Below are 24193 nucleotides of genomic sequence, written 5' to 3'. Positions count from 1 at the left end.
AGTGGGAAGCAGCGGGCTATGGCAACCTGCCGGTCTGCATGGCAAAGACCCAGTACTCGTTCTCGACCGATCCGTCCCTGCGCGGCGCGCCTACCGGACACTCGGTTCCGGTGCGTGAGGTTCGCCTGTCCGCTGGTGCCGGTTTCATCGTGGTTGTCTGTGGTGAGATCATGACCATGCCCGGACTGCCGCGCAAACCTGCTGCGGAAACCATCTGCCTCAACGACGCAGGTGAGATCGAGGGCTTGTTCTAAGCCCCCAAATAAGACATCTCGTGGTCCGGGGATATCCCCGGGCCGCAGGAGATTGAAATGCCCAATCTGATACCTCCGCAAGACTGTCACTCGATGCAGGAATTGCGGCCTCAGATCGACAAGCTGGACCGCCAATTGATTGAATTGTTGGTAACGCGCGCAACCTACATCGATCGCGCGTCTCAGCTGAAACCCGGCGAGGGTTTGCCCTCCCGTATCCCTCAGCATGTCGAAGAGGTGGTGCAGCGTGTGCGTGCAAGCTCGGACGATCTGGGGCTGGACCCGGACCTTGCCGAGCGGATGTGACGCATTTTGATAGACTGGTCGATCGCGCGGGAAGAGCGCGTGCTCGGCTCTGACTGAATAACCGGGCGCCCGCGCGCCCGATCCGTTTATCGAATGAAGGGATCAAAGGATGGTAGCGCAAGTCATCGACGGTAAGGCTTTTGCGGCCAAAGTGCGTGCGCAGGTGGCCGATCAGGTTGCAAAGCTGAAAGAAGAAAACGGCATCACGCCCGGTCTGGCCGTGGTTCTGGTGGGCGAAGATCCGGCCAGCCAGGTCTATGTCCGGTCCAAGGGCAAGATGACCGTCGAGGTCGGCATGAACTCGTACGAGCACAAGCTGGACACCGACACATCCGAGGAAGATTTGCTGGCGTTGATCGACAAGCTGAACAACGATCCCGCCGTGCACGGCATTCTGGTGCAGCTGCCGCTGCCCAAGCATCTGAACGAAGATCTGGTGATCAATTCGATCGACCCGGCCAAGGATGTCGATGGCTTCCACATCTCGAACGTGGGCCTGCTGGGCACCGGTCAGAAGTCGATGGTGCCCTGCACGCCGCTGGGCTGCCTGATGATGCTGCGCGACTACCATGGCTCGCTTTCGGGGATGGATGCGGTTGTGATTGGCCGGTCGAATATCGTGGGCAAGCCGATGGCGCAATTGCTGCTGGGCGATAGTTGCACCGTGACCATCGCCCATTCGCGCACCAGGGATCTGCCCGACGTTGTGCGGCGCGCCGATGTTGTCGTGGCGGCCGTCGGACGGCCCGAGATGGTGCCGGGCGACTGGATCAAGGAAGGCGCGACCGTGATCGACGTGGGCATCAACCGGATTGAGCGCGACGGCAAGAACAAGCTGCTCGGCGATGTCGATTATGCCAGCGCCGCCGAACGCGCGGGGGCGATCACCCCGGTTCCGGGCGGCGTGGGTCCGATGACCATCGCCTGCCTGCTGGCAAACACACTCACTGCATGTTGTCGCGCTAACAAACTCCCAGAACTTCAAGGCCTAACAGCGTGAGCCTCGCTGCTGGCGCTTCAACCGGCAGAATATCTGCCTGCGCCAGCGCGCAACAATATTGGTATATTGCGGGCCGTGCCGCGCGCATGGTGATCGTATCCATTGGTCATTCGGCGTCGAATGCTGCGCGCGTCCGCGCGTTGGTAGCCCGCGCGGCACAAACCGGCATGGCGTTGGATCAGCAATTCTGGGGCAAGGATATGTCGCAGGATAAGTGCCGAACTCAGGTCAAGCAATTGAACGCGGCGGTGGATGTATATGCTGTCTTGTTGCTGCCTGACGCGCCTACACATATTGATATTCTCAACCTGCGAAGTGAATTGCAGGGACACAAAGATCTCAGTCGACCTGGCTCATGGCATCATCCCGGACCAGTTCGCCCGGGCGAAGTTGATTGCGTGTTATACAGCGCGATTGTGGCCCATCAGGCTCATGGTATTGCAATGGGCAAGCGGATGCTCAAATCGCAAGATAGCCAATTCCGGAAAAAGCTATGAGGCAACCAAGCCATTGAGAGATTGACATTTTCTCTCTCAGGATCGCCCAGGCCAGGACAACCGTCAATAACCCGAAGATCGAGGCCGCGACGGATGCGTATTGGGCATTGGGCAATCCCCCGGCAGATACGACGCACAAAAGCGCCACCGCGTCAAGCGTGCCCATCAGGCACAACAGGGGCAGGGCCCGCGTGCCCGGCCAAAGCGACTTGCGGGATGCAAGGGCAATTGCGGCCAGGACCGGGATGGCGGTCAAGCGTCCAATCAGCGAAACGGTGAACTCATTGCCAAGTTCGGCTGCATATTGTCCCAAAGCGAATGTCGCAGCAAACCCTATTGCAGCAAGAATTGAAAAGGCAATTGTCGGCCTGGCTGCAGGATATTCTGCTCCGTCACCCTTGGATCGTGCTGAGACAATGGACACGCCGACACCAATGGCGATGATTGCCAGCCAATGCCATATGCTGACTTCGGAACCGCGCCATATTGCAAGGGTGACTGACAAAACGGGATAGCTGGCGACAAGCGGGGCGACCAGACGTACAGGCCCGCGCTGAAACGCAGCATACATGCTGAGGCCAGCAAGCAGGTAAAAGCCGCCCGACGCAACTGCATAGGACACTGCCTCGACGGGCATGGGGGCAAACCCGGACCAGATCGCCACAAGTCCGAACTGAAGCACAGCCCCGGCAACCAGCACGGCCATCAACGCGGCGATGACGCTCACGGACTGGCTGACATATCGTACGGCAAGATCGTGAAAGCCCCAACATAATGCGGCCAGCAGACCCAGTACAAGGGCGCTCATCCGGTCGCCTCATGTATCTGGTCATGCCCACACATTACGTGCCCATCTTGCGATATCAACCGCGCCAACATGTCACTGGTGATAAACTTATTTTCCTGGTATGCAATATTTATTGACGGTTACACTCGGGAAAGAGACGTATGTCATCTGCATTGGATCAAATCGGCGGTGAAGATAGACTTCGGGCTCTGGTCGAACGGTTCTACGACCGCATGGAGACCGATCCGGCCGTACATCCATTGCACAGGTTGCATTTTCGCGGACACGGGTTGTCTCATACGAGACAGGCACAGTTTGAATTTCTGAGCGGGTTCCTGGGCGGTCGGGCCTATTATCGTGAGCGATTTGGTCATATGGACCTGCGTGAAATTCATGCGCATGTGCCGATACGCGAAGCCGATGCCGAGCTTTGGCTGGATACGTTTGACGCCGCGTTGGCGGATTGCGGAATGGACGGTCCGGTGGTGGACAAAATGCGCAAAACTCTGCGCCGTGCCGCGTTGATGCTGGTCAACGATGTCCCAGACTGGAGAGTTGAAGCCGACAACGGATTGAACCTTGAGGTTCATGGCTAATCAGATCTGTCGCAATCTGGCATAGATGCTGGACGTGATCTTGAATTGTTCATCGGTAATATTGTCGCTCTCGGAGGTCATCTCCTGCACCGCATCTGCGCATCCAAGCCAATCCACAGCGCATTGATGATTTGCCGGATCGGTCATCCACGATTGGATCGTGCCCTGAACAAGTTCGGGGTGAAACTGCACGCTCCAGGCGCGATCTGAGACCCGCAATGCCTGTACAGCGCAAGCCTCAGATTGCGCCAAAACCGATGAGTTGGGAGGTAGATCGATGGCCTCAACGCCATGCCATTGTAGCACCCGGAATTGATGGGGCAGGAGCTCGAACAGCGGATCACTGCGCATGTTGTTAGTCAGATTGATGGCAAGCACACCGATCTCAGGCTTCTGCATAAGTGCACATTTCCCTCCCAACGCATCAACCAGGAGTTGGTGCCCCAGACATATTCCAAAGTACGGTCGCTTGAGGTCTTGAATCCACGTCCTGATCGCTTGTTTTTCGGGCGCGAGCCACGGATGCGCCTCGGTTTCCCAGACGTCCATCGGGCCGCCCAGAACCAGAAGCAAATCAAAATCGTCGAGTTGCGGGATTGGTTGGCCATCATACAGATGCACGACTTTGGCCGTATCACCGCATGATGAAATGTGCTCGAGAAACGCTCCGGGACCTTCACCCGATGAATGCTGGAAAATAAGCACATTCATTAGGCGTAGGCCTCCATCCGAGCGTCGGTATTGGGGCGGCAGCGGTCCGCAGCCCCAAAAAGTTTATTAGATATCGAGCGTGTGGTCCTTTTCCCAGCGAGAGAAATGGCTGACGAACGAGTTCCACTCCTGATGCTTCATTTTCAAAAATGCGCTTGAGAATTCCTGACCCATCATGGCTTTCAACTCGGTATCATTGTCGTATTCGCGCAACCCGTCGAGCATGTTCAGCGGCAATTTGGGGGCGTCGGTGACGGTGTGACCTTCGGCATACATGTCAATATCCCAGCGCCGTCCCGGATCGGCCTTCGAGCGGATGCCGGACAGACCAGCAGCGATGATGACTGCCTGCAGCAGATAGGGGTTGGTGGCCCCGTCGGCCAGGCGTAGTTCGAACCGGCCCGGGCCGGGCACCCGGACCATGTGGGTGCGGTTGTTGCCGGTCCATGTCACAGTATTGGGCGCCCAGGTTGCGCCCGACATGGTACGCGGTGCGTTGATGCGCTTGTAGCTGTTCACCGTCGGGTTGGTAATCGCCGCCAGCGCACTGGCATGTTTCATGATACCGCCCAGAAAATACTTGCCCTGTTCGCCAAGACCCACCTCGCCGGTCGGACCATCGCCTTCGCCGGCAAAGACGTTGGTTTTGGCGTCCGCCCCGGGCGCGTCCCAGACCGAGATATGAGCATGGCAGCCATTGCCTGTCAGCCCTTCGACAGGCTTGGGCATGAAGGTGGCCCGCAGCCCATGCTTTTCGGCCACCGACTTTGTCATGAATTTGAAGAACGAGTGTTTGTCGGCGGTTTTCAGAACGTCGTCAAACTCCCAGTTCATCTCAAACTGGCCATTGGCATCTTCGTGATCGTTCTGATACGGTCCCCAGCCCAGTTCCAGCATATAGTCGCAGATTTCGCGCACTACATCATAGCGGCGCATCACCGCCTGCTGGTCATAGCAGGGCTTCTCGGCGGTATCGAACGGGTCGCTGATCTGCTCGCCATCGGGGGTGAGCAGGAAGAATTCAGCCTCAATGCCGGTTTTGACATGCATGCCCATCTCGGCGGCCTCGCCGATCAGGCGGCGCAGCACGTTGCGCGGGGCCTGGGCGACATCCTTGCCTTCCATCACGCAGTTGCCTGCAACCCAGGCGACCTCAGGCTTCCATGGCAGCTGGATCACCGATGACGGGTCCGGCACCGCCAGCATGTCAGGATGTGCTGGGGTCATGTCCAACCAGGTAGCAAACCCGGCAAAACCCGCGCCATCTTCTTGCATGTCGGCTATCGCTTGTGCGGGCACCAGCTTAGCCCGCTGCCCACCGAACAGGTCAGTGAAAGAGATCATGAAGTATTTGACGCCTTTTTCTTTTGCGAAAGCTGCGAGATCTGTCGTCACGATGGCTTTCCTTTCCCTGTTGAATTTCGATTTTCAAAGCAAATACGCGGCCCCCCGTCAGGGAGCCGCGCAGCATCCGTTCAGAATCCTTCTTTGCCCGGGTACCAACTTGTCCCGGCTAACGGGACACGCGCCATGGCCGCGGCCTCCATCGTCAGGGCGCACAAATCCTCGGGTTCGAGATTGTGGAGGTGATTATGACCACAGGCCCGCGCAATGGTTTGCGCCTCAAGCGTCATCACCTTGAGATAGTTGCGCAGACGGCGTCCGGCCTCGACCGGATTCAGACGGGCAGCCAGATCGGGATCCTGCGTGGTGATACCCGCGGGGTCCTGGCCCTCGTGCCAGTCGTCATAGGCCCCGGTGGTGGTGCCCAGCTTTTGGTATTCGGATTCCCATTTCGGGTCGTTGTCGCCAAGCGCCACCAGCGCGGCGGTGCCAATGGCCACCGCGTCGGCGCCAAGGGCCATTGCCTTTGCTACATCGGCTCCGGTGCGAATGCCGCCCGAGATTACCAGTTGCACTTCGCGATGCACGCCCAAGTCCTGCAGCGCTTGTACGGCAGGGCGAATGCAGGACAGCGTCGGCAGACCCACATGCTCGATGAACACGTCCTGCGTCGCGGCAGTGCCACCCTGCATACCGTCCATCACCACCACATCGGCCCCGGCCTTTACCGCAAGCGCGGTGTCATAATAGGGGCGGGTCGCGCCAACCTTGACATAGATGGGCACCTGCCAGTTGGTAATCTCGCGCAGTTCGAGGATCTTGATTTCCAGATCATCCGGGCCGGTCCAATCAGGATGGCGACAGGCCGAGCGCTGGTCGATACCCTTGGGCAAGGTGCGCATTTCGGCCACACGGTCGCTAATCTTCTGCCCCAGCAGCATACCGCCGCCGCCGGGTTTGGCGCCCTGACCGACCACAATCTCGATCGCGTCGGCCTTGCGCAGGTCGTTTGGGTTCATGCCATAACGAGAGGGCAAATACTGATAGACCAGCTTGCTGGAGTGACCGCGTTCTTCGGGTGTCATGCCGCCGTCACCAGTGGTGGTTGACGTGCCAGCTGACGATGCGCCCCGGCCCAAGGCTTCTTTCGCCGGCCCAGAGAGAGCGCCAAAGCTCATGCCCGCGATGGTGATCGGAATTTCCAGTTCGATCGGCTTCTTGGCAAAGCGCGTACCCAGTGTCACCGAGGTGTCGCAGCGTTCGCGATAGCCTTCTAACGGATATCGTGACACCGACGCGCCCAGAAACAGCAAATCGTCGAAATGCGGCACCTTGCGTTTGGCGCCACCTCCGCGAATGTCATAGATGCCAGTCGCCGCGGCGCGGCGGATTTCCGCGTTGATCGGGTTGGTGAATGTCGCCGACTGGATCGGCAGGGTGCGGGGGATCTGATCGTCCATATCTTTCATACCCTTTATCCTCAGTAAGCGGCGGCGTTATCGACGTCGAAATTGTAAAGCTGACGGGCCGAACCATATCGTTTGAACTCTTCCGGACTGGCATCCGCGCCTGCGCGATCCAGCAGGTCCTTCAGAATCTCCAGGTGTTCGGGGCGCATCTCTTTCTCGACGCAGTCAGCGCCGAGGCTTTTGACCGAGCCGCGCACGAACAGCCGCGCCTCATAGAGCGAGTCCCCAAGCGCGTCGCCTGCATCACCACAGACCACAAGGTTCCCGGCCTGTGCCATGAAGGCGGACATATGGCCGATATTGCCGTGCACCACGATGTCGATGCCTTTCATCGAAATCCCGCAACGCGAGCTGGCATTGCCCTTAATCACCAGCAGACCGCCATGACCCGTAGCCCCGGCATACTGGCTGGCATCGCCATCGACGATCACCTCACCGGACATCATGTTCTCGGCCACGCCGGGCCCGACCGAGCCTTCAACCTTAACCGTCGCCTGCTGGTTCATGCCAGCGCAGTAGTAGCCGGTGGACCCCTTGACTGTCACCTCGATGGGCGCGTCCAGCCCGACGGCAATCGCGTGGCTGCCCTTGGGGTTCACAACCTCCCAGCTGGTTTGGTTCGTCTCGGTGGATTGCGATTGCAGCGTTGCGTTCAGCCCGCGCAGGCCGTTTGCTTCAAGATCATAGGTCTGCATGTCAGGCGGCCTTTTCCGTCGTTGTCGGGCTGTCGTTGTGGGACCAGAAGTAAACCGTTGCCGGTTCCGGCTCCCAGACGCGGGCGTCTTCAATGCCGGGCAGGTTCACAAGCGCCCGATATTCGCTGCCAAAGGCCACGTATTGATCGGTCTCGGCCATTACTGCCGGTTTGCAGGCGATCGGATCGCGGACCACACCGAACCCATCCTTGGTGCCGACGACAAAGGTGAAGAAGCCATCCAGATCCTCAAGGCTGCTTTCCAGCGCCTCACCCAAGGTGGCCCCGTTCATCATCTTCCAGGTCAGATAGGCGGCTCCGACCTCGGTATCGTTTTCGGTTTGGATCACCACTCCTTCGCGACGCAGTTTGCGGCGCAGCGAGTTGTGGTTTGACAGCGAGCCGTTGTGAACCAAACACTGATCGGGCCCGGTGTTGAACGGGTGGGCACCCATCGTCGTGACCGCAGATTCCGTTGCCATGCGGGTATGACCAATGCCATGCGTGCCGCTCATGCTGCTGATGTCAAAGCGCGCGGCCACGTTTTTGGGGAGGCCAACTTCCTTGTAGATCTCTAGCATCTCACCCCGGCTCATGATCCGGACCGAAGGCCGGATTTCTGCCAACGCGGCCCGTGCCGCTTCAAACTGCCCGGCCGGAACGTCCAGCACAGTGTGCGTGTCATTATCAGTCTGGCTTACAACCGCGCCCAAGTGCTGCCCCAGCTCTTCGGCAAGACCGGCAAAGTCGTCCTTGGGATTGGGTGACTGCAGTGTCACCTTGGTCTTACCACCTGATTCCTCGCCATAAATCGCAATCCCCGCGCTGTCGGGGCCGCGATCCGTCATCGTGATCAGCATGTCTGTCAGCATATTGCCCAGTTGGGGCGCAAGAGACTGGTCTTTGAGGAATAATCCAACAATTCCGCACATGGCTGGCAGATCTCCTTGTGTGTTTCGCTATGATTCTACGGTACCAACAATTCAAACGAACATCAATAATCATAGGAAAGTATTTTTCCTGAGAGGCAATGGACAAGGATTTAGATTTATGCCCATTGCCAGCTTTCAAAGCCGGATCAGTATCGTTCCAGCTGTGCTTTCACTTTTTCTTCATCGCCAGTGTGGCGAGCCTTCTCGAGGTGTTCACCTTCTCGGACAAATTGGATGCGATGCCAGCCGATCCAGAATACGACGCCCACAATGACCATCAGAACTTCGTAACCTTGGAAGGGATAGATTGGTCCGACTTCGGCCAGATCCACGGCCCAGTTTGTATATCCGTTAGTAGACATATCTTTCTCCCTTACTTAGCTGCTATGCCACGGGCAGCCAGTTCCTCTTTGTCGGCTGCAATTATCGCGGCTTTGGCGTCTTCGTAGGCATGGTGTTCAGCGTAATCGAGACCCTGAAGTTCAACTTCTTCCGGGATGCGCAGAACACCAGCGGCCGATTGAATTTTCGCCAGAATCCAACCTGGCAAGAAGCCAAGAACAAAGAACATGATGACAGCACCAGTGATCTGACCGACCGGGTTAATCGTCGCGTAACCTTCATATGGAGAAGAAGGCACACCCCAGAGGACAAAGCCCGAAATTACCAAGCCAACGAACCCTGCGTAACCATGCACGGCGACGGCTCCAACGGCATCATCCAGCTTGAACCGGCGCTCAACCCAATAGTGCAGATTGTAAACGATTACGACACCGACAGCGGCAATTATCATTGCCTGGATCGGGTGATACAGATCGTTACCTGCCGAAGCGGTGATAATTCCGGCCAGACCGCCCGAGAATGTCCAGAAGGCGTCGCCTTTGGAAACCACATACGCTGCCATCAACCCGCCGGACAGTGACATCAGGAAGTTGAAGGTAATCGCGGAAAGCGTGGTTGGGGCCAGATAGATGTTAGTTGCGGTCCATGTAACTCCGGTAATCTGACCGTCGATTGCCTCAGGCGAGATCGCGGGAACATTGCATGCGGCATAGAAGCCCCAGAAACCCGTGTAGATCAGGAATATCCCGATTGTCAGTAGCCAAGGGTTATGTGGCGGAATATCCCGCGGGGTACCGTCTTTGGCAAATTTGCCTAGGCGGGGACCCAGAACCATGATCACCCCAAGTGCGTAACCGCCTGCGATTGCGTGAATAACCCCGGAAGCGTAAGCATCGTGGTACCCAAGAACGCGCACCATCCAACCGCCGTAGTGCCAACCCCACGCGGCGTCGATGATCCACCAAACTGAACCAATCATCACGGCATGGACCCACAAGGCCGAAGATCTAATCCGCTCGATCACAGAGCCAGATACAATCGAGGCTGCCGTCCACGAGAACAGCAGGAACGCCGCCCAGAAGACGCCGGTGATTCTATCACCCAGATTGGTCGCCATGGTGTCTGCCCACGGCAGATTTGCAGCGCCCGCTTCGGTATCCAAACCGCCCCAGAACGGAAAGTTCGGAAAGGCCCAATAAATCCACCATCCAAAGAAGAAGAACGTGACCGTCACCAGCGGGATGATCATGATGTTTTTCATCAATGTGTGCATATGGTTACGGGCCCGGCTAGCGCCGACCTCGTACATGCAAAAGCCCACATGGATGAGGAACATGAAGACGACCGTTACCCAGTAGTAAAACTCGGTAAAGACCGTCGTGAGTGCATTTAGATTACCATCCACTTCGTAGTCTCCCTGTTGTTACAGCAGGAGGTCTTTCTATGAGGAATTTCCTGCTGGGAAAAATTGTGCACTCAGGGGACAATTTCATTTGCGACCTGTCAATAGATATGTGAGGCAAACATCTTTAACGCCAGTAATTCGTGCCTGCTTTGTGACGTCAAAATGGTGGTTATAGAATTGATAAATAATCACTTATTCGACTGTCGCGCACTCCTTCCAGGGTGCAAAAATTGCAGGCAAATATTCCCAACAGGAAAAAAACCTGCACAGAGGTGTTGATTTTCGATCCGACTTCGGCCTCAATATGGTCAACAAAAAAGCAATCAACGGGAGAGCTGAACAATGGCTATTCTTTGGAGGACGTCCGCCCTTGCACAGCGCCATGCCGAGATCGGCGGCGAGCTGGAAGACTGGAACGGTATGGGAACCGCATGGTTCTATGACAATAGCCCGGAACGCGCCAAAGCAGATTACGAAGCGATCCGCACCAAGGCAGGGCTGATGGATGTGTCAGGTCTGAAGAAAGTTCATGTGGTCGGCGAAGATGCAGCCTATGTCATTGACCGTGTCACCACACGGAATGTGGAAAAAATCATGCCGGGTCGGTCGACTTATGCGTCGATCCTGAATTCCGAAGGCAAGTTTATCGACGATTGTATCATCTATCGCCTTTCGGTGAACACGTGGCTTGTCGTGCACGGCACCGGGACAGGGATGGAACAGCTGACATCGGTTGCCGCCGGTAAGAATTGTTCGGTCATCTTTGATGATGACATGCACGACATGTCGTTGCAGGGGCCGGTAGCGGTGGATTTCCTTGCCAAGCACGTTCCCGGCATTCGGGATCTGGCCTATTTTGGCATCATGCAGACCAAACTCTATGGCTGCCCGGTGATGATTTCGCGAACCGGATATACTGGTGAGCGCGGTTATGAGATTTTCTGTCAGGCAAAGCACGCTGTGCATCTGTGGGACAACATCCTGGCCGAGGGCAAGGGCATGGGCATTGTTCCGGTCCAGTTCTCGACGCTCGATTTGTTGCGCACAGAAAGCTATCTGCTGTTTTACCCCGGGGACAACTCGGAAACCTATCCGTTCGACGATGAAACATGCGGCGATACCCTGTGGGAATTGGGTCTGGAGTTTACCGTTTCACCGGGCAAGACCGGCTTTATCGGCGCCGAGAACCACTATGCCTCGCAAGGCAAAGAGCGGTTCAAGATCTATGGTGTCAAACTGGATGGCACCACCCCGGCGGATGAGGGTGCTGACCTGCTGCAGAACGGTGAAAAGGTCGGTGTTGTCACCTTTGGCATGTATTCCGAAATCAATGGGCACAATGTGGGTATCGCACGGATGCCGGTCGCCTGTGCCTCGCCCGGCACCGAGTTGACAGTGCGCAACGGCGATGGGACAGAAATAGCGGCGACTGCAGAAGAGATGCCGTTCTACGATCAGGACAAATCGATCAGAACCGCAAAAGGCTGAGTTTCAGGGGGCGCAACGGACACACCGTGGCGCCCTTTTCCTATTTGAGGACAAAATGTCAAAGTTCGAATTTCCCAAGTCAATCGTAAGCCGCCCGGTCTGGGGCACGCTAGAGGTTCGCCCGGGCGAACATCACCTCATGATCGCCGAGGCCGAAGGGGCCGAAGCCATCCTTGACATAGCGACAAACGATCTGATGGCTAAAACCCATTTGATCTACATCCCAAAAGGCACGGAATTCTCGGAAAAGCTGCAGGCGCTGAATCCTGCGCAATTCTACGAAGGTCCCTCTTATGCAGCCGCGCTGCATCGTATTCGCCGTGTGTTGGGGGACGCGCATATGGGGTTGCAGGTCTATCTGACCGGCACCGAGGGGATGATGGGGCAGGCCATGAACGAGGTGATGGCCGTCGGTCTTCCGCATACTGCGATTCAGACCGAACACCGCGGCTCGGTCGCGCGCCGGATGCAATGCGTGCATTGCAAAGGCGTCACCGAAGATGTCGAGGTCGATCCGTTTAGCTGCGCGCACTGTGGGCTAAATCTGTTTGTACGCGACCACTATTCCCGCCGTCTTGCCGCTTATCAGGGTGTCCGCGTTGATGCCGAGGACCATGGTAACGTGCCTGAGCCGAAGGGGATTTACGAATGAGTGGTGCCGAGAAAATTCAGGTCAAAGTGACCGAAATCACCCCGTTGAACGAATTGGTGACGCGATTCCGGTTCGAACGCGTTGATGGTGGTCAGTTGCCGACCTTTTCGGGCGGAGCGCATACTGTTGTCGAAATGCGGGACGGTGGTATCACGCGGCTTAACCCGTATTCCCTGATGTCCGACCCGTTTGATCAGTCGTCTTATACCGTCTCGGTCCGGCGCGACGATCAGGGCAGGGGTGGCTCGTTGTTCATGCACCGCCAGGTCAAACTGGGCGATGAAATGACCATTAGCTATCCGGTCAACCTGTTCTCGCTTGATCTGCGGGCCCGCAAGCACCTGTTTCTGGCCGGTGGCATCGGTATCACCCCGTTTCTGGCGCAGATCAAACAGCTAGAACTTTTGCACGGTCATTGGGAACTGCATTATGCGTGCCGTAACAATGCGTTGGCAACTTATGCCGATCAACTGACAGACAGGCATCCAAACGAAACACATCTGTACTATGACGACCAAAATCAACAGATCGATCTGAAAAACCTGCTGAGCGGGCAGCCTTTGGGCACGCATGTCTATGTCTGCGGCCCCAAAGGCATGATCGATTGGGTGCGCGGCACTGCTGCCGCCGAAGGCTGGCCCGAGGATTGCGTGCATTATGAAGAGTTTCTGGCACCGCAGCCCGGCAAACCGTTCGAAGTGCGCTTGGCAACATCAGACAAAGTCATTCATGTGGGTGAGAACGAAAGCCTGCTGGAAGCCATCGAACGCGAAGGCGTGGATGCGCCGTATCTGTGCCGTGGCGGGGCCTGCGGCCAATGCGAAACCGTTGTGCTGGATCACGACGGAAACTTTGTTCATCGCGATCACTGGCTGACGGACGAAGAAAAGGCAGCAGGCAAGAAGATCATGCCCTGCGTATCGCGTTTCGAGGGCCAGTCCCTCGTGCTGGACCGCTGAGAGGAGGCCCGACATGACCATTCAATTCAACGACGAGTCCTTCCGCGACGACTATACGTTCCACAACTCGGAATGGGCGATCAAACGCTTTCCTTTCCCGTTTCACGAAGACAGCTATATGTATTCGGTCAACATGGAGCAGCACCGGGGCGGGCCAAAAGGCTCGGTCTACGAGATGCGGTTCGATGTAGACGAACATTATGTGTCGGAAATGAAAGACCGCGCCATCGTTCTGGATCAAGACCCTCTGCGTTGTCAGTCACTGCCGCATATGACCTTGGCGGGTTGGGACCTGCTGGAGCTGATCATGGTCAGCAAGTCGGAAGACTACCCTGACCTGTTCGAGCTGCACCGCAACGGCAATCAGTGGCGCTGGATTAACAAGCCGCTAGGCATTGATCACAGTTTCACCTTCATGGACGAAACCACCCTGCCATACGGTCCGATGGAATACATCACGCGCCAGGCACAGGGCGATTTCGCTGTGCTGGATCAGCGGGATGAGATGTTGTGGATGGATGCCGGGATGGTAACGACCCAGGCAGACTGGAGCCTGGATTTCGACATCGGCATGAACTTTTTCGAATGGCATGCGCCAGTTCCGAAAGCACATGAGATGGGAATTTTCAAGCGCGCGCTGAAATTCCTGCTGAACATTCAGCAAGGGGCTCCGGCACGTCGTCTGAACTGGACGATGACGGTGAATCCTTTGCTGGATACCAGCCCGGAGAACTATCACAAATGGGGTATTCAGAAGACAACGTTGACGCCTGAGAACATCGCCCACAAGCAGCATCTTCGGGTTGAGCTACAGACCTTCTTCCGGTTGCCACGGTCAAACGCGCTGGTATTTCCGATTCGCTGTTATCTGTGCAGTTTTCAGGATCTGATGACGGTACCGAAATGGGGTCGCCGCCTGCATCGTGTTATCCGCGATCTTCCGGTTGAGTTGGCCACCTACAAAGGGTTTATCGACAACCGTCCAATGATGCTGGACTACCTCAGCCAGTTTGACGACGGTCTTCCAACCTCACCGGGTGTATGGCCGGATCTGGAAACGGAACCGCCTTTGTCAAAGTAAACGGGTATCGCGGCGGTCATGACTAGTCCGGACAAGACAATTTGGCAGGTACTCGGCAACGACTCTGCCGTGTATGACGTATTAGCCTTACTGCGTTCTTCGTTCCGATGCATGGATGGCCGGATCGACCCACCGTCCTCCGTCCATCGGCTGACTGTTGAAGGTATGCAGGCACATTGTCATGCCGGGGGTGAAATTTGGGTTATAGGCCGTCCGCTTATTGGCTGCATGTTCCTAATGCCAATGGCTGGCAGGCTGTATATGGGAAAACTGGCGGTGCACGAGCGGATGCGCGGGCAGGGCCTGTGTTCGGCGATGGTCGACCATGCCGCGCGTCGGGCCGCGGCCCTTGAATTGCCCGAGCTTGAGTTGGAAACCCGTGTCGAACTCACCCAGAATCATCGCGTGTTTTCACGCCTTGGTTTCACGATCGTGAGTACGGGAACGCACGAAGGTTACGATAAACCCACTGATTTCCTGATGCGCAAGCCAGTCAATTTGTCTGCGGATAGCTAATCACAGAAATGTATCTTGCCGGCAGGCTGACCAGTTTCTCTGGTCCATGCGGGGCATCCGCGTCAAAGAACAGGGTGTCGCCGGGTTTCAATGGATAATTCTTTTCTCCGTGGCGATAATCGACTTCTCCCTCCAACATGTAGATTGTTTCAATCCCACCGTGCTGGAACGTCGGAAAGACATCGGATTCTGCGGTGAGCGTGATCAAATACGGCTCGACAATCACGCCTGACCCGTTGGCGCCAATATGACCCAACAGATTGTATTGATGATTGGCGCGGGTTCCTTCGCGCTCAAGCTCGATACCCTCGCCTGCTTTTGTGTGAACGGCTTCCCGGCGTTCCTCGAACTGGCGGAAGAAGCTGGTCAGAGGAACCGAAAGTGCGTCGGCGAGTAATTGCAGCGTCGTCAAAGAGGGCGACGTGTTGCCGTTTTCGATCTTCGACAACATGCCGATTGACAATCCTGTCAGTTGGGCCAGTTCAGCGACGGTGATGTTTTGCTGTTTACGAAAGGCTCGGACCTCGCGGCCAATCGCTACTTCGAGCACCTTTTCACGTTCACTCGTTCGAACGGAATGCGGATCCTGAGTCAGATTTCCCACCATTTCTGTGTCGCGTTTTTTCAATGTTTCGCCTTCAATGTCTTGCTACACTTGTCCGAACCAACGGTGCAAGCAGCTGCGCCGTTTCAGCCAAACCAATTCGGGCTATCATAGCACCTATTTTTCCTGATAGTAAAATAATCATGCTGGTAGAAAAATGTAACGAGATTGGATTCCTGTTGTTCGACGGATTTCCGATGGCCTGCTTGACTTCGGTCATCGAACCTTTGAGAGCGGCAAATGAAATAGCGGGACAAGAGACATTTTGCTGGTCATTGGTGACGGAAGACGGGGGCAAAGTCAGATCTAGCGCCAATGTCCGGTTCGAGGCTGAGCGCGACCTGTCCGACTGCAAGTCGATTGATATTCTGTTCCTGCTCAGCGGCCCGACTTCAAAGTTTCAGAATCCGACCCAGGGTGATGGAGTATTACGCATGCTTGCGCGCCATGGAACCATTCTGGGCGGGATAAGTGTGGGCGTGTTTCCGTTGGTTCGCTCAGGCGTCATGAATGGTCATCCGGTATCGGTTCACTGGTGCTACGAGGCGGCCTTTGAGGCTGAGTTTCCGGACATGGACGCCCGGCGCGAAGTTATAGTAACGGACAACTCACGCTACACCGCAGCGGGGGCTGCGGCCGCGTTCGATCTGGCGCTGCACCTGATCGAGGATCGTCTGGGTGGTGATGTCGCGCATGAGGTGGCCTGCTGGTTTCAGCACCCGCTGATGCGAGGTGAAGGTGTACGCCAACAGGTTCCAGATACCAGCAGGCCCGACATGGGTGAAAAGCTGCCGCCGCTTGTGGCAAAATGCGTTGAGCTATACGCCAGCCGAATTGGCGATCCGTTGTCGATTGCCGAACTGTCACAGCAGGCCGGTGTCACGCCGCGCCAAATTGAGCGCGCCTTCAAACAGGCGACCGGTCAAAGCCCCAGCGAAGACCGCCACCGCATTAACCGCTTCCGAGTCGAAGACAACGCACCGCTGCCTTCAAGCTGAGCGAGACGCTCAAAGAGCGGATTTCATCGCTGCTACAATTGCATGATGCAGAGACCCTGCCGAAGAACGGGGGCCATACAGGCTGAACAAACCGCTGGATCTGCACAGAACAAAGCAGCCAAGGTGATGGATTGACGTTCGTGCCGTCTGGCCCGGTTCCATCCTTCGGCAATCCAGAATGCAAAGCAGCTCTAGAACTGCCAAAACATCGGCGCCCTCCAGATCAAACCGGGTCCAGGCATCGGTCTGTTCTGAAACAGACGCGGTGTCGCCGACACAGTCTTTTGTCTGATGGGCCAGTTCCTCATGGGTATCGAAGGGCGCCTCGACCATCCATTGATCCGGTCCGATCCAAAACGCCGAGACAACGTCACCGGCAAACTGACCAACATCAGGTGCCAAGGCGCCGATTAGTTTTGTAAGCGCCTTGCGGGTTTCTGCTTCACGGCCCGCGCGTGCGGCAACCGAGGCCAATGCAACGTCAGGCACCTCGGTACATGTGACGGTTCCAACCGTATCGACATGGGGCTCAGATCCGCCCAGGGCGGTTATTGCAACAAGATCATGCACGAAGCCGTTCTCCCTCAGGATCGACAAAATGAGCCGAGACAATCTCGACCTCGACGGTCAGATCGGTCAGTGGCGACACAAGGCGCATCTTTTCGCCCTGACGGTCACCGCCGTTTTTCAGAAAACCCAGGCCGATGTGACTATCCAACGAAGGCGAGAACGCAGCCGACGTAACATAGCCCTGATCATGCACGGCATCGACCGGGCCGGATGCATCCATGAGATGAGCGCCAGCGGTTATTTTGTCCGCGCTGTTCACGGGTTTGAAGCCGACCATGTTCAACGCATCAGCCTCGTTCAGCCCCTCACGTTCGGACAGGGTCGAACCGATACTATCTTTCTTCTTGGACACCATCCGGCCCATGCCAAGGTTCAGCGCTGTGGTGGTCCCGTTGAGTTCATTCCCTGCGGCGTGTCCTTTTTCGATCCGCATGACGCCGAGAGCCTCGGTGCCGTATGGAACTACATCGAACTCTTCACCGTCCTGCATCAGACGCCGCATCAACGCGTCGCCATAGCGCGAGGGAACCGCAATTTCGAACGCCAGCTCGCCCGAGAACGAAATCCGGAACAGACGCGCCCGCAGGCCACCGCAAACGGTGATATTCGCGCAGGCCATGAACGGAATACCTTCATTCGAAATGTCAAATTCCGGGTCCACGATCTTCTGCAGCAGTTTGCGCGAGTTGGGACCAGCAACGGCATATTGCGCCCAGGCTTCGGTGGTCGAGATCAGTTGGACGTCCATGTCAGGGAACAGACATTGCCGGACAAATTCCATGTGCTGATAGACCTTGACCGCATTCGCCGTGGTTGTCGTCACCACGAAATGATCCTCTGCCAGTCGTCCTGCGGTGCCGTCATCCATCGCAATACCGTCTTCACGCAGCATCAAGCCATAGCGGGTTTTGCCCACCGCCAATTTGGCAAAGCCATTGCAGTAGATGCGGTTCAGAAAATCCGCCGCATCCGTGCCTTGTACGTCGATCTTTCCGAGTGTTGTGCAGTCGCACACGCCCACCGATGCGCGGGTTTGCCGGACTTCGCGGTCGACGGATTCACGCCAATGTGTTTCGCCGGGCAGCGGGAACCACTGCGCCCGCAACCAGTTGCCAACCTCGACAAAAACCGCACCCCGTTCCTTGGCCCAGTAATGTGAAGGCGCGAGGCGGGCCGGGTGGAATTCTTGCCCTTTCATGCGCCCGGCAAAGGTGCCAATCGGCACCGGTGTATAAGGTGGGCGGAAAATCGTCGTTCCCGTCTCGGGGATGGATTTCCCGGCCAGTTCCGCCATGATCGCCAGACCGCCCATGTTCGAGGTCTTGCCCTGATCGGTCGCCATGCCCAGCGTGGTGTACCGTTTCAGATGTTCGACCGAACGGTATCCTTCCTGATGGCTAAGCTTCACGTCCTTGACCGTCACATCGTTCTGTTGATCCAGCCACGCGCGCGCACAGCCCGGAACATACCAGTATGGCGTTTGCGAGACCGGGGCATCCTCGGCCGTGGGCAAATCGGGAAGCGCGCCGCAGAGTTCCAGCGCTTCAACCGCTGCCTGGGCACCGGATTGCAGCGCGCCATGGGTCGACATCGTTCCGTTTGCTGCACCCGAGACCGTAAGGCCGGGCGGTAGGTCTACGCCCGGAACGAAGGCCGCCATATCCTCGTTCCAGATCGGGCGTCCCCGCTGATGGCAGGTCAGATGCACGTTCGGATTCCAGCCACCGGACACGCCAAGCGCACCGCATTCCAATGTGCGCTTGGACCCGTCGGCCAGTTTGACCTCGACAAAGCTCAGACCCAGACGGCCCTTGGTATCAACGACCTGAGCACCTGCGAGCACTTCGTATTCGTAGCTGATCGGCGCATCCGGTCGAACATCCACCACGGCCGCGATCTTGACGCCCTTGGCATGCAGATCAGCGGCGGTCCGATGGCCGTCGTCATTGTTGGTGAAGATCGCCACGCGCTGCGCCGCCGTCGTTGCGAACCGGTTGGCATAAGTCCGCAACGCGCTGGCCAGCATGACCCCGGGGCGGTCGATGTTCTCAAAAGCGATGGGTCGTTCGGTCGCGCCTGCACATAGCAGGGCGCGTTTGGAATAGATACGCCACAGGATTTGCCGGGGTTTGCCTGCGGGCAAGGTAGCAAGGTGGTCGCCCGTACGTTCAACCGCGCCATAGATGCCGTGATCGAACGCCCCGATTACGGTGGTGCGCGGCATCAGACGGACGTTCGGCATCGCTGACAGTTCAGCCACCGTCTGCGCAACCCATTCGCCTGCCGGGATGTCGTTCAGCGCGAAGGTTTCACTGTTCAGCCGCCCGCCAAGCGCGAAATCCTCATCCGCCAGGATAACGTCCGATCCGGCCCGGCCAGCGGTCAGGGCCGCAGCCAATCCAGATGGGCCTGCGCCAATGATCAGCAAATCGCAATGCCGGAACCCCTTGTCGTATTCATCCGGGTCCTCTTGCATCGACAGCGAGCCCAGACCGGCGGCACGGCGGATCATTGGCTCATAGAGCTATTCCCAGAACGCGGCTGGCCACATGAAGGTCTTGTAGTAAAATCCGGCCGACAGGAAATTCGAGAACCTGTCATTGATTGCCAGCGCGTCAAATTTCAGGCTGGGCCAGCGGTTTTGGGATCGGGCTTCAAGCCCATCGAACATCTCGATCGTTGTGGCGCGGGTGTTGGGCTCCTGCCGGTTGCTCGAGCGCAGTTCGACGATGGCATTGGGTTCTTCCGATCCGGCGGTCAGCACGCCGCGCGGGCGGTGGTATTTGAACGACCGTCCCATCAGGCGCACTCCGTTGGCCAGCAGGGCCGAAGCCAGTGTATCGCCCGGATGCGCCGAATAGCTGCGGTTGTCGAACTTGAAATTCAGGGTTTTGGTGCGGTCGATCTGACCGCCGCTCAGCCTATTGTCTTGGGTCATTTGGAACGCCCCTGTGCCCAGGCCACGTCACGGGCCAATTCCACGTCTGTGATCTCGTGCGTCACGGTGTTGCGCGTCACGACCAGCCACGACCGGTCTCCGCCTTCGTGAAACCAAAGCTCGCGATGCAGCCCGGCGGGATTGTCGCGCAGATAGGCGTAATCGTGGAACGCGTCGACCGCGTTATCGCCCTGCCCGTCGGGGCGATTGATCAGAGTGGCGTCGCCCAGATAGACGAATTCCGAGCTGTCTCGCGGGCCCAGCAAGGGATGATTGATGATCATGGTGCTGTTCCCCTCAGTGCAGGTTGGGCTGGTTGCCCATGCCTTTTTCGTCGATCATCCGCCCAGTGCGGAACCGGTCGAAGCGATAGGCGGTTGCAGTCGGGTGCGGCTCGTCCTTCGCCAACAGATGCGCAAAGCTGTAACCCGAGGCTGGGGTCGCCTTGAACCCGCCATAACACCAGCCGCCGTTGAAATAGAGCCCTTCGATATCGGTCCGGTCGATGATGGGTGAGCCGTCCATGGACATGTCCATGATCCCGCCCCACTTCCGCAGCAGACGCGCCCGGCCGATCATCGGCATCAGCGCCATGCCGCCCTCGCAGACATCCTCGACCACAGGCAGATTGCCGCGCTGCGCGTATGAATTGTACCCGTCCAAATCTCCGCCAAAGACCAGACCGCCCTTGTCGGACTGGCTGACATAGAAATGCCCGGCACCAAAGGTGATGACGCCCGGCAGAACCGGTTTCAGACCTTCCGAGACAAAGGCCTGCAAGACATGGCTTTCGATCGGCAGGCGCATCCCCGCCATGCCCATCAACCGCCCCGAATTGCCCGCAACGGCACAGCCGACCTTGCCCGCGCCGATAAACCCTTTCGAGGTCTCGACACCCAGACATGTGCCGTCTTCGATCCGAAACCCGGTCAATTTGCAGTTCTGGATGATATCGACGCCAAAACTGTCGGCTGAGCGCGCATATCCCCAGGCCACGGCATCGTGACGCACGGTGCCGCCGCGCCGCTGCGCCAGACCACCTTTGATCGGGAACCGCGCATCGTTAAAATTCAGAAACGGATATTCCCGGCGTACCTGATCGGCATCCAGCAATTCGGCATCCGCGCCGTTCAGGATCATCGCATTGCCCCGCCGGGTAAAGGCGTCACGCTGCGCATCCGTATGGATCAGGTTGATGATCCCGCGCTGACTGACCATCGCGTTGTAATTTACATCCTGTTCCAGACCTTCCCACAGTTTCAGCGAGAACTCATAGAACGGCTCATTCCCATCCAGCAGATAGTTTGAGCGAATGATCGTCGTATTGCGTCCGACATTGCCGCCGCCGATCCAGCCCTTTTCGATCACCGCGACCTTTTGGTGCCCATAGATCTTGGCAAGATAATGCGCCGTCGCCAAACCATGACCTCCGCCGCCTATGATCACTATGTCATAGTGCGGTTTGGGTTCAGGGTCGCGCCAAGCGGGCTTCCAACCTTTGTGGCCGGTAAGCGCCTCTTTGATGACTTTGAAGCCAGATTATCGCATGGATCGGACCTTTTTCGCCAGATTCCACGCAAATCATCTGAATTGATACTCTCAAATCCGACATCGATAGCTTTGAATCAGACCTGAAGGCCGGCGAATTCACAACGCCTTACGTGTCAGTACCAAGCAGCAAGACCTGGATGTCCGCAACATTGGTCCCGGTCGCGCCGGTTATCAGAAGGTCACCTGACAACGTCAGCGCCTTGTGACTGTCGTTGTTTGCCAAAAGGGCGGCAGGGTCATGCCCCGAAGCGCGGATTCGGCCGAACGTCCCAGCATCCACAATCGCACCAGCCGCCGGGGTGGGGCCATCGCGCCCATCCGTGCCGCCGCTGAGAAATACCCAGTTGCCGGGTATCGATCGTCCCTCCGCCAGTTGGGCGACCCGCAATGCCAATTCCTGATTGCGCCCACCGCGCCCGGTGCCTTGTAAGCGTACAGTAGTCTCACCACCAAACAGCAGAGCGATTGGACGCTCAGCAGTGGCAGACGGGATTGCTTGCAAAATCTGTTCCGCGGCATCTGACACGTCACCGATCAACGCGTCGGATACGATTTCAGCCCGGCAGGTCTGCGCCGCACAAGCATGCGCGGCCTCAAGGCTGATTGCGTTCGACCCGATCAGATGATTGGTCGCTTCAACCGCTATGGGCTGTTCGGGAACGCTCTGTTCCAGATGGGCGCGGGCAGATTTTGGCAACCGATGCCAGATACCGGCCTCGATGCAGGTTCTGCGGGCGTCGGCGCGGCTTCCGATTGGAAGGGCGGTCGGTCCGCTGGCTACGGCACACAGATCATCTCCGATCACATCCGACAAGATATAGGCCGTGACCGGGGCAGGTGAGCCGTGTCGCAAGAACCCACCGCCCTTAACTCGGCTCAGGTGCTGACGCACAAGGTTCATCCGCACGATGTCGAGTCCGGAAGACAGTAGAACCTCGTTGACCGTGATTTTGTCTGACAGGGTCAACCCCTTGACAGGCGCGGGAACCAAGGCCGATCCCCGCTCGAGATCAGCGCTATAATCTGATCTTCCTCACGTGCTGATTTGAGCAGGGCGATGATCTGTCTCCCCGCTTTCAGTCCTCGTTCGTCCGGGACGGGGTGCGCGCAATTCAATACGGTCGCTCCGTCCACATCGGTCTGGTTTTCAGCATGTGTAACGGCCAGGGCGATGTGGTCGCCCTGAACATGTTGCAATGCCTCTGCCATCATGGCAGGCGCAGCTTTTCCGACAGCGATAAGGATACTGCGCCCGCCTTGTTTTGGTGCGGGAAACGGTGCCGTCCGCAATCGTCTGCGCAGCGAATCTGCCGGATCTGCGGCGGTGACCGCCGCAGCGAAGATGGCTGCGGCGCTATCCCACAGATTTATTGAGGATTGCTCGGTCATAGTGCGCTCATGCGGCAGCGATCTGACCCGCCTTTTCGACCAATACTTCAGCTTGACGGATCGAGGCATAGTCAATCAGGCGACCATCCAAAGACACGGCGCCTTTGCCGGACGCTTCGGCCTCGGCCATTGCCACAAGAATGCGCTGCGCTTTGTCAACCTCGGCGTCCGACGGCGACATGACCTCGTTCGCCAGCGCGATCTGGCTTGGATGAATCGCCCATTTACCCTCACAGCCCAGTACCGCCGCGCGTTTTGCAGCCGCTTTGTAGCCATCGGGATCCTGGAAGTCGCCGAACGGGCCGTCGATCGGGCGCAGGCCGTTGGCACGGGCGGCAACAACCATGCGGGCCAGAGCATAGTGCCACATATCGCCCCAGTGCGTTGCGCGCTGTGCGTCTGCATCCGGGTCGGTCAGAACCGAATAATCCGGGTTCACGCCACCGATGATGGTCGTCCGGGCGCGGGTCGACGCCGCATAGTCGGCCACGCCGAAGTGCAGGCTCTCGTTGCGTTTCGAGGCGGCTGCGATCTCAGAGACGTTCTGCATACCCAGTGCGGTTTCGATGATGTGCTCGAACCCGATCCGCTTCTTGTAACCCTTGGCATCTTCGATCTGGGTGACCATCATGTCGACCGCATAGACGTCGGCGGCGGTGCCAACCTTGGGGATCATGATCAGGTCAAGACGCTCACCGGCCTGTTCGACAACATCGACCACGTCACGGTACATGTAGTGGGTGTCCAGCCCGTTGATCCGCACCGACATGGTCTTGGTACCCCAGTCGATGTCGTTCAGCGCCTGAATGATGTTCTTGCGGGCCTGTTCCTTTTCGTCCGGTGCAACGGCGTCTTCCAGATCAAGGAAGATGACGTCGACATCCGATTTGGCCGCCTTTTCAAACATGCCGGGCTGGCTGCCGGGCACAGCAAGTTCGCTGCGGTTCAGGCGAGCGGGGGCTTGTTCAATTGAGTGAAAGCTCATGGGTTAGGGTCCTTCGACTTACAGGTTTGGATAGATAGGGAAGCGCGCGCAGAGTTCGGCGACTTCGGCTTTGACCTTGGCTTCGACCGCGCCGTTGCCGTCTTCGCCATTGGCGGCCAGGCCGT

The 24193-nt window shown here is 57.5% G+C and carries 24 protein-coding genes and 3 pseudogenes; 11 read left to right on the top strand and 16 right to left on the bottom strand.

What is annotated here, in order from left to right; genetic code table 11:
* From ACR0LF_RS22885 to ACR0LF_RS22870, 4 genes are all read left to right on the top strand, one after another.
* Positions 1-254, top strand: a 254-nt coding sequence (locus ACR0LF_RS22885; protein ID WP_480583763.1) for a formate--tetrahydrofolate ligase, incomplete at its 5' end; no start/stop codon positions are given.
* 57 nt (positions 255-311) lie between these two features.
* Positions 312-560, top strand: a complete 249-nt coding sequence (locus ACR0LF_RS22880) for a chorismate mutase (RefSeq protein ID WP_480583766.1) — start codon at positions 312-314, stop codon at positions 558-560.
* Between the two features lie 109 nt (positions 561-669).
* Positions 670-1560: a bifunctional methylenetetrahydrofolate dehydrogenase/methenyltetrahydrofolate cyclohydrolase FolD gene (gene folD, locus ACR0LF_RS22875; RefSeq protein ID WP_480583769.1), complete on the top strand. Its 891-nt coding sequence runs from the start codon at positions 670-672 to the stop codon at positions 1558-1560.
* An 86-nt stretch (positions 1561-1646) separates the two neighbouring features.
* Positions 1647-2057 carry a hypothetical protein gene (locus ACR0LF_RS22870; RefSeq protein WP_480583771.1) on the top strand — a complete coding sequence of 137 codons (411 nt, stop codon included), beginning with the start codon at positions 1647-1649 and terminating at the stop codon, positions 2055-2057.
* Here ACR0LF_RS22870 and ACR0LF_RS22865 read toward each other — a convergent pair.
* Complete coding sequence (locus ACR0LF_RS22865; RefSeq protein WP_480583775.1) at positions 2020-2865, bottom strand: EamA family transporter; 846 nt, start codon at positions 2863-2865, stop codon at positions 2020-2022. The two genes, ACR0LF_RS22870 and ACR0LF_RS22865, sit on opposite strands and share 38 nt — an antisense overlap.
* A 140-nt stretch (positions 2866-3005) precedes the next feature.
* Between ACR0LF_RS22865 and ACR0LF_RS22860 the strand changes: the two genes are divergently transcribed.
* Complete coding sequence (locus ACR0LF_RS22860) at positions 3006-3440, top strand: group II truncated hemoglobin (RefSeq protein ID WP_480583778.1); 435 nt, start codon at positions 3006-3008, stop codon at positions 3438-3440.
* Here ACR0LF_RS22860 and ACR0LF_RS22855 read toward each other — a convergent pair whose 3' ends face one another.
* From ACR0LF_RS22855 to ACR0LF_RS22825, 7 genes are all read right to left on the bottom strand, one after another.
* Positions 3441-4151, bottom strand: coding sequence for a type 1 glutamine amidotransferase (locus ACR0LF_RS22855; RefSeq protein ID WP_480583781.1), 711 nt, complete (start codon positions 4149-4151; stop codon positions 3441-3443).
* Between the two features lie 66 nt (positions 4152-4217).
* Complete coding sequence (gene glnT, locus ACR0LF_RS22850; protein WP_480583784.1) at positions 4218-5546, bottom strand: type III glutamate--ammonia ligase; 1329 nt, start codon at positions 5544-5546, stop codon at positions 4218-4220.
* Between the two features lie 80 nt (positions 5547-5626).
* Positions 5627-6955: an FMN-binding glutamate synthase family protein gene (locus tag ACR0LF_RS22845; protein ID WP_480583822.1), complete on the bottom strand. Its 1329-nt coding sequence runs from the start codon at positions 6953-6955 to the stop codon at positions 5627-5629.
* A gap of 20 nt (positions 6956-6975) precedes the next feature.
* A complete protein-coding gene (locus ACR0LF_RS22840) occupies positions 6976-7659 on the bottom strand; it encodes a protein GlxC (RefSeq protein ID WP_480583787.1) in 684 nt (227 codons plus the stop codon).
* A 1-nt stretch (position 7660) separates the two neighbouring features.
* Positions 7661-8590, bottom strand: coding sequence for a class II glutamine amidotransferase (locus tag ACR0LF_RS22835; RefSeq protein WP_480583790.1), 930 nt, complete (start codon positions 8588-8590; stop codon positions 7661-7663).
* A 146-nt stretch (positions 8591-8736) separates the two neighbouring features.
* Positions 8737-8952 (bottom strand): hypothetical protein, encoded by a 216-nt coding sequence (locus ACR0LF_RS22830; protein ID WP_170712940.1) that lies wholly within the window; start codon positions 8950-8952, stop codon positions 8737-8739.
* A gap of 11 nt (positions 8953-8963) precedes the next feature.
* Positions 8964-10337 carry an ammonium transporter gene (locus ACR0LF_RS22825; protein ID WP_480583793.1) on the bottom strand — a complete coding sequence of 458 codons (1374 nt, stop codon included), beginning with the start codon at positions 10335-10337 and terminating at the stop codon, positions 8964-8966.
* Positions 10338-10679: 342 nt separating this feature from the next.
* Here ACR0LF_RS22825 and ACR0LF_RS22820 point away from each other — a divergent pair, with 342 nt between their 5' ends.
* The 5 genes from ACR0LF_RS22820 to ACR0LF_RS22800 are packed head-to-tail and all read left to right on the top strand — an operon-like array spanning position 10680 to position 15033.
* Complete coding sequence (locus ACR0LF_RS22820) at positions 10680-11825, top strand: aminomethyl transferase family protein (protein ID WP_480583797.1); 1146 nt, start codon at positions 10680-10682, stop codon at positions 11823-11825.
* 55 nt (positions 11826-11880) lie between these two features.
* Positions 11881-12477 carry a dimethylamine monooxygenase subunit DmmA family protein gene (locus ACR0LF_RS22815; RefSeq protein ID WP_480583800.1) on the top strand — a complete coding sequence of 199 codons (597 nt, stop codon included), beginning with the start codon at positions 11881-11883 and terminating at the stop codon, positions 12475-12477.
* The gene (locus ACR0LF_RS22810) at positions 12474-13436 is read left to right on the top strand and encodes a PDR/VanB family oxidoreductase (protein ID WP_480583803.1); all 963 of its coding nucleotides are present in this window, start codon (positions 12474-12476) and stop codon (positions 13434-13436) included. Before ACR0LF_RS22815 ends, ACR0LF_RS22810 begins: the two co-directional genes overlap by 4 nt.
* A gap of 13 nt (positions 13437-13449) precedes the next feature.
* Positions 13450-14517, top strand: coding sequence for a heme-dependent oxidative N-demethylase family protein (locus tag ACR0LF_RS22805; RefSeq protein WP_480583806.1), 1068 nt, complete (start codon positions 13450-13452; stop codon positions 14515-14517).
* Positions 14518-14535: 18 nt separating this feature from the next.
* Positions 14536-15033 (top strand): GNAT family N-acetyltransferase, encoded by a 498-nt coding sequence (locus ACR0LF_RS22800; protein WP_480856485.1) that lies wholly within the window; start codon positions 14536-14538, stop codon positions 15031-15033.
* On the opposite strand, the gene ACR0LF_RS22795 is transcribed toward ACR0LF_RS22800, so the two are convergent.
* A complete protein-coding gene (locus tag ACR0LF_RS22795) occupies positions 15011-15640 on the bottom strand; it encodes a helix-turn-helix domain-containing protein (RefSeq protein WP_480583808.1) in 630 nt (209 codons plus the stop codon). The two genes, ACR0LF_RS22800 and ACR0LF_RS22795, sit on opposite strands and share 23 nt — an antisense overlap.
* A 140-nt stretch (positions 15641-15780) precedes the next feature.
* On the opposite strand from ACR0LF_RS22795, the gene ACR0LF_RS22790 reads away from it, so the two are divergent.
* Positions 15781-16635: a GlxA family transcriptional regulator gene (locus ACR0LF_RS22790; protein ID WP_480583811.1), complete on the top strand. Its 855-nt coding sequence runs from the start codon at positions 15781-15783 to the stop codon at positions 16633-16635.
* A 9-nt stretch (positions 16636-16644) separates the two neighbouring features.
* Here the strand turns inward: ACR0LF_RS22790 and ACR0LF_RS22785 are convergent, their stop codons facing one another.
* The 7 genes and pseudogenes from ACR0LF_RS22785 to ACR0LF_RS22755 form a co-directional block, all read right to left on the bottom strand.
* Positions 16645-17205: a sarcosine oxidase subunit gamma gene (locus tag ACR0LF_RS22785; protein WP_480583814.1), complete on the bottom strand. Its 561-nt coding sequence runs from the start codon at positions 17203-17205 to the stop codon at positions 16645-16647.
* Positions 17198-20143: pseudogene (locus tag ACR0LF_RS22780) on the bottom strand (sarcosine oxidase subunit alpha family protein). Before ACR0LF_RS22780 ends, ACR0LF_RS22785 begins: the two are co-directional and overlap by 8 nt.
* Positions 20140-20427 (bottom strand): sarcosine oxidase subunit delta, encoded by a 288-nt coding sequence (locus tag ACR0LF_RS22775; RefSeq protein WP_480583817.1) that lies wholly within the window; start codon positions 20425-20427, stop codon positions 20140-20142. Before ACR0LF_RS22775 ends, ACR0LF_RS22780 begins: the two are co-directional and overlap by 4 nt.
* A gap of 13 nt (positions 20428-20440) precedes the next feature.
* A pseudogene (locus tag ACR0LF_RS22770) lies at positions 20441-21682 on the bottom strand (sarcosine oxidase subunit beta family protein); the annotation flags it as partial.
* A 118-nt stretch (positions 21683-21800) separates the two neighbouring features.
* Entirely contained in the window at positions 21801-22220 is a 420-nt protein-coding gene (locus tag ACR0LF_RS22765) for an MOFRL family protein (protein WP_480583828.1), read from the bottom strand.
* A gap of 201 nt (positions 22221-22421) precedes the next feature.
* Positions 22422-23083, bottom strand: a pseudogene (locus ACR0LF_RS22760) (DUF4147 domain-containing protein); the annotation flags it as partial.
* Between the two features lie 7 nt (positions 23084-23090).
* Complete coding sequence (locus tag ACR0LF_RS22755; RefSeq protein WP_480583820.1) at positions 23091-24068, bottom strand: HpcH/HpaI aldolase/citrate lyase family protein; 978 nt, start codon at positions 24066-24068, stop codon at positions 23091-23093.
* Between the last annotated feature and the right edge of the window lie 125 nt (positions 24069-24193).

It is taken from the genome of Ruegeria sp. E8 (assembly GCF_056533985.1).
Note: the sequence above shows the minus strand (reverse complement) of the source record. Positions and strands in the feature narration are given on the sequence as shown.

Excerpts from the sequence above, each read along its gene's own strand:
- ACR0LF_RS22880 (WP_480583766.1), top strand. The coding sequence starts at position 312 with ATGCCCAATCTGATACCTCCGCAAGACTGTCACTCGATGCAGGAATTG.
- folD (WP_480583769.1), top strand. The coding sequence starts at position 670 with ATGGTAGCGCAAGTCATCGACGGTAAGGCTTTTGCGGCCAAAGTGCGT.
- ACR0LF_RS22870 (WP_480583771.1), top strand. The coding sequence starts at position 1,647 with ATGGTGATCGTATCCATTGGTCATTCGGCGTCGAATGCTGCGCGCGTC.
- ACR0LF_RS22865 (WP_480583775.1), bottom strand. The coding sequence starts at position 2,865 with ATGAGCGCCCTTGTACTGGGTCTGCTGGCCGCATTATGTTGGGGCTTT.
- ACR0LF_RS22860 (WP_480583778.1), top strand. The coding sequence starts at position 3,006 with ATGTCATCTGCATTGGATCAAATCGGCGGTGAAGATAGACTTCGGGCT.
- ACR0LF_RS22855 (WP_480583781.1), bottom strand. The coding sequence starts at position 4,151 with ATGAATGTGCTTATTTTCCAGCATTCATCGGGTGAAGGTCCCGGAGCG.
- ACR0LF_RS22845 (WP_480583822.1), bottom strand. The coding sequence starts at position 6,955 with ATGGACGATCAGATCCCCCGCACCCTGCCGATCCAGTCGGCGACATTC.
- ACR0LF_RS22840 (WP_480583787.1), bottom strand. The coding sequence starts at position 7,659 with ATGCAGACCTATGATCTTGAAGCAAACGGCCTGCGCGGGCTGAACGCA.
- ACR0LF_RS22835 (WP_480583790.1), bottom strand. The coding sequence starts at position 8,590 with ATGTGCGGAATTGTTGGATTATTCCTCAAAGACCAGTCTCTTGCGCCC.
- ACR0LF_RS22830 (WP_170712940.1), bottom strand. The coding sequence starts at position 8,952 with ATGTCTACTAACGGATATACAAACTGGGCCGTGGATCTGGCCGAAGTC.
- ACR0LF_RS22820 (WP_480583797.1), top strand. The coding sequence starts at position 10,680 with ATGGCTATTCTTTGGAGGACGTCCGCCCTTGCACAGCGCCATGCCGAG.
- ACR0LF_RS22815 (WP_480583800.1), top strand. The coding sequence starts at position 11,881 with ATGTCAAAGTTCGAATTTCCCAAGTCAATCGTAAGCCGCCCGGTCTGG.
- ACR0LF_RS22810 (WP_480583803.1), top strand. The coding sequence starts at position 12,474 with ATGAGTGGTGCCGAGAAAATTCAGGTCAAAGTGACCGAAATCACCCCG.
- ACR0LF_RS22805 (WP_480583806.1), top strand. The coding sequence starts at position 13,450 with ATGACCATTCAATTCAACGACGAGTCCTTCCGCGACGACTATACGTTC.
- ACR0LF_RS22800 (WP_480856485.1), top strand. The coding sequence starts at position 14,536 with ATGACTAGTCCGGACAAGACAATTTGGCAGGTACTCGGCAACGACTCT.
- ACR0LF_RS22795 (WP_480583808.1), bottom strand. The coding sequence starts at position 15,640 with ATGGTGGGAAATCTGACTCAGGATCCGCATTCCGTTCGAACGAGTGAA.
- ACR0LF_RS22790 (WP_480583811.1), top strand. The coding sequence starts at position 15,781 with ATGCTGGTAGAAAAATGTAACGAGATTGGATTCCTGTTGTTCGACGGA.
- ACR0LF_RS22775 (WP_480583817.1), bottom strand. The coding sequence starts at position 20,427 with ATGATCATCAATCATCCCTTGCTGGGCCCGCGAGACAGCTCGGAATTC.
- ACR0LF_RS22755 (WP_480583820.1), bottom strand. The coding sequence starts at position 24,068 with ATGAGCTTTCACTCAATTGAACAAGCCCCCGCTCGCCTGAACCGCAGC.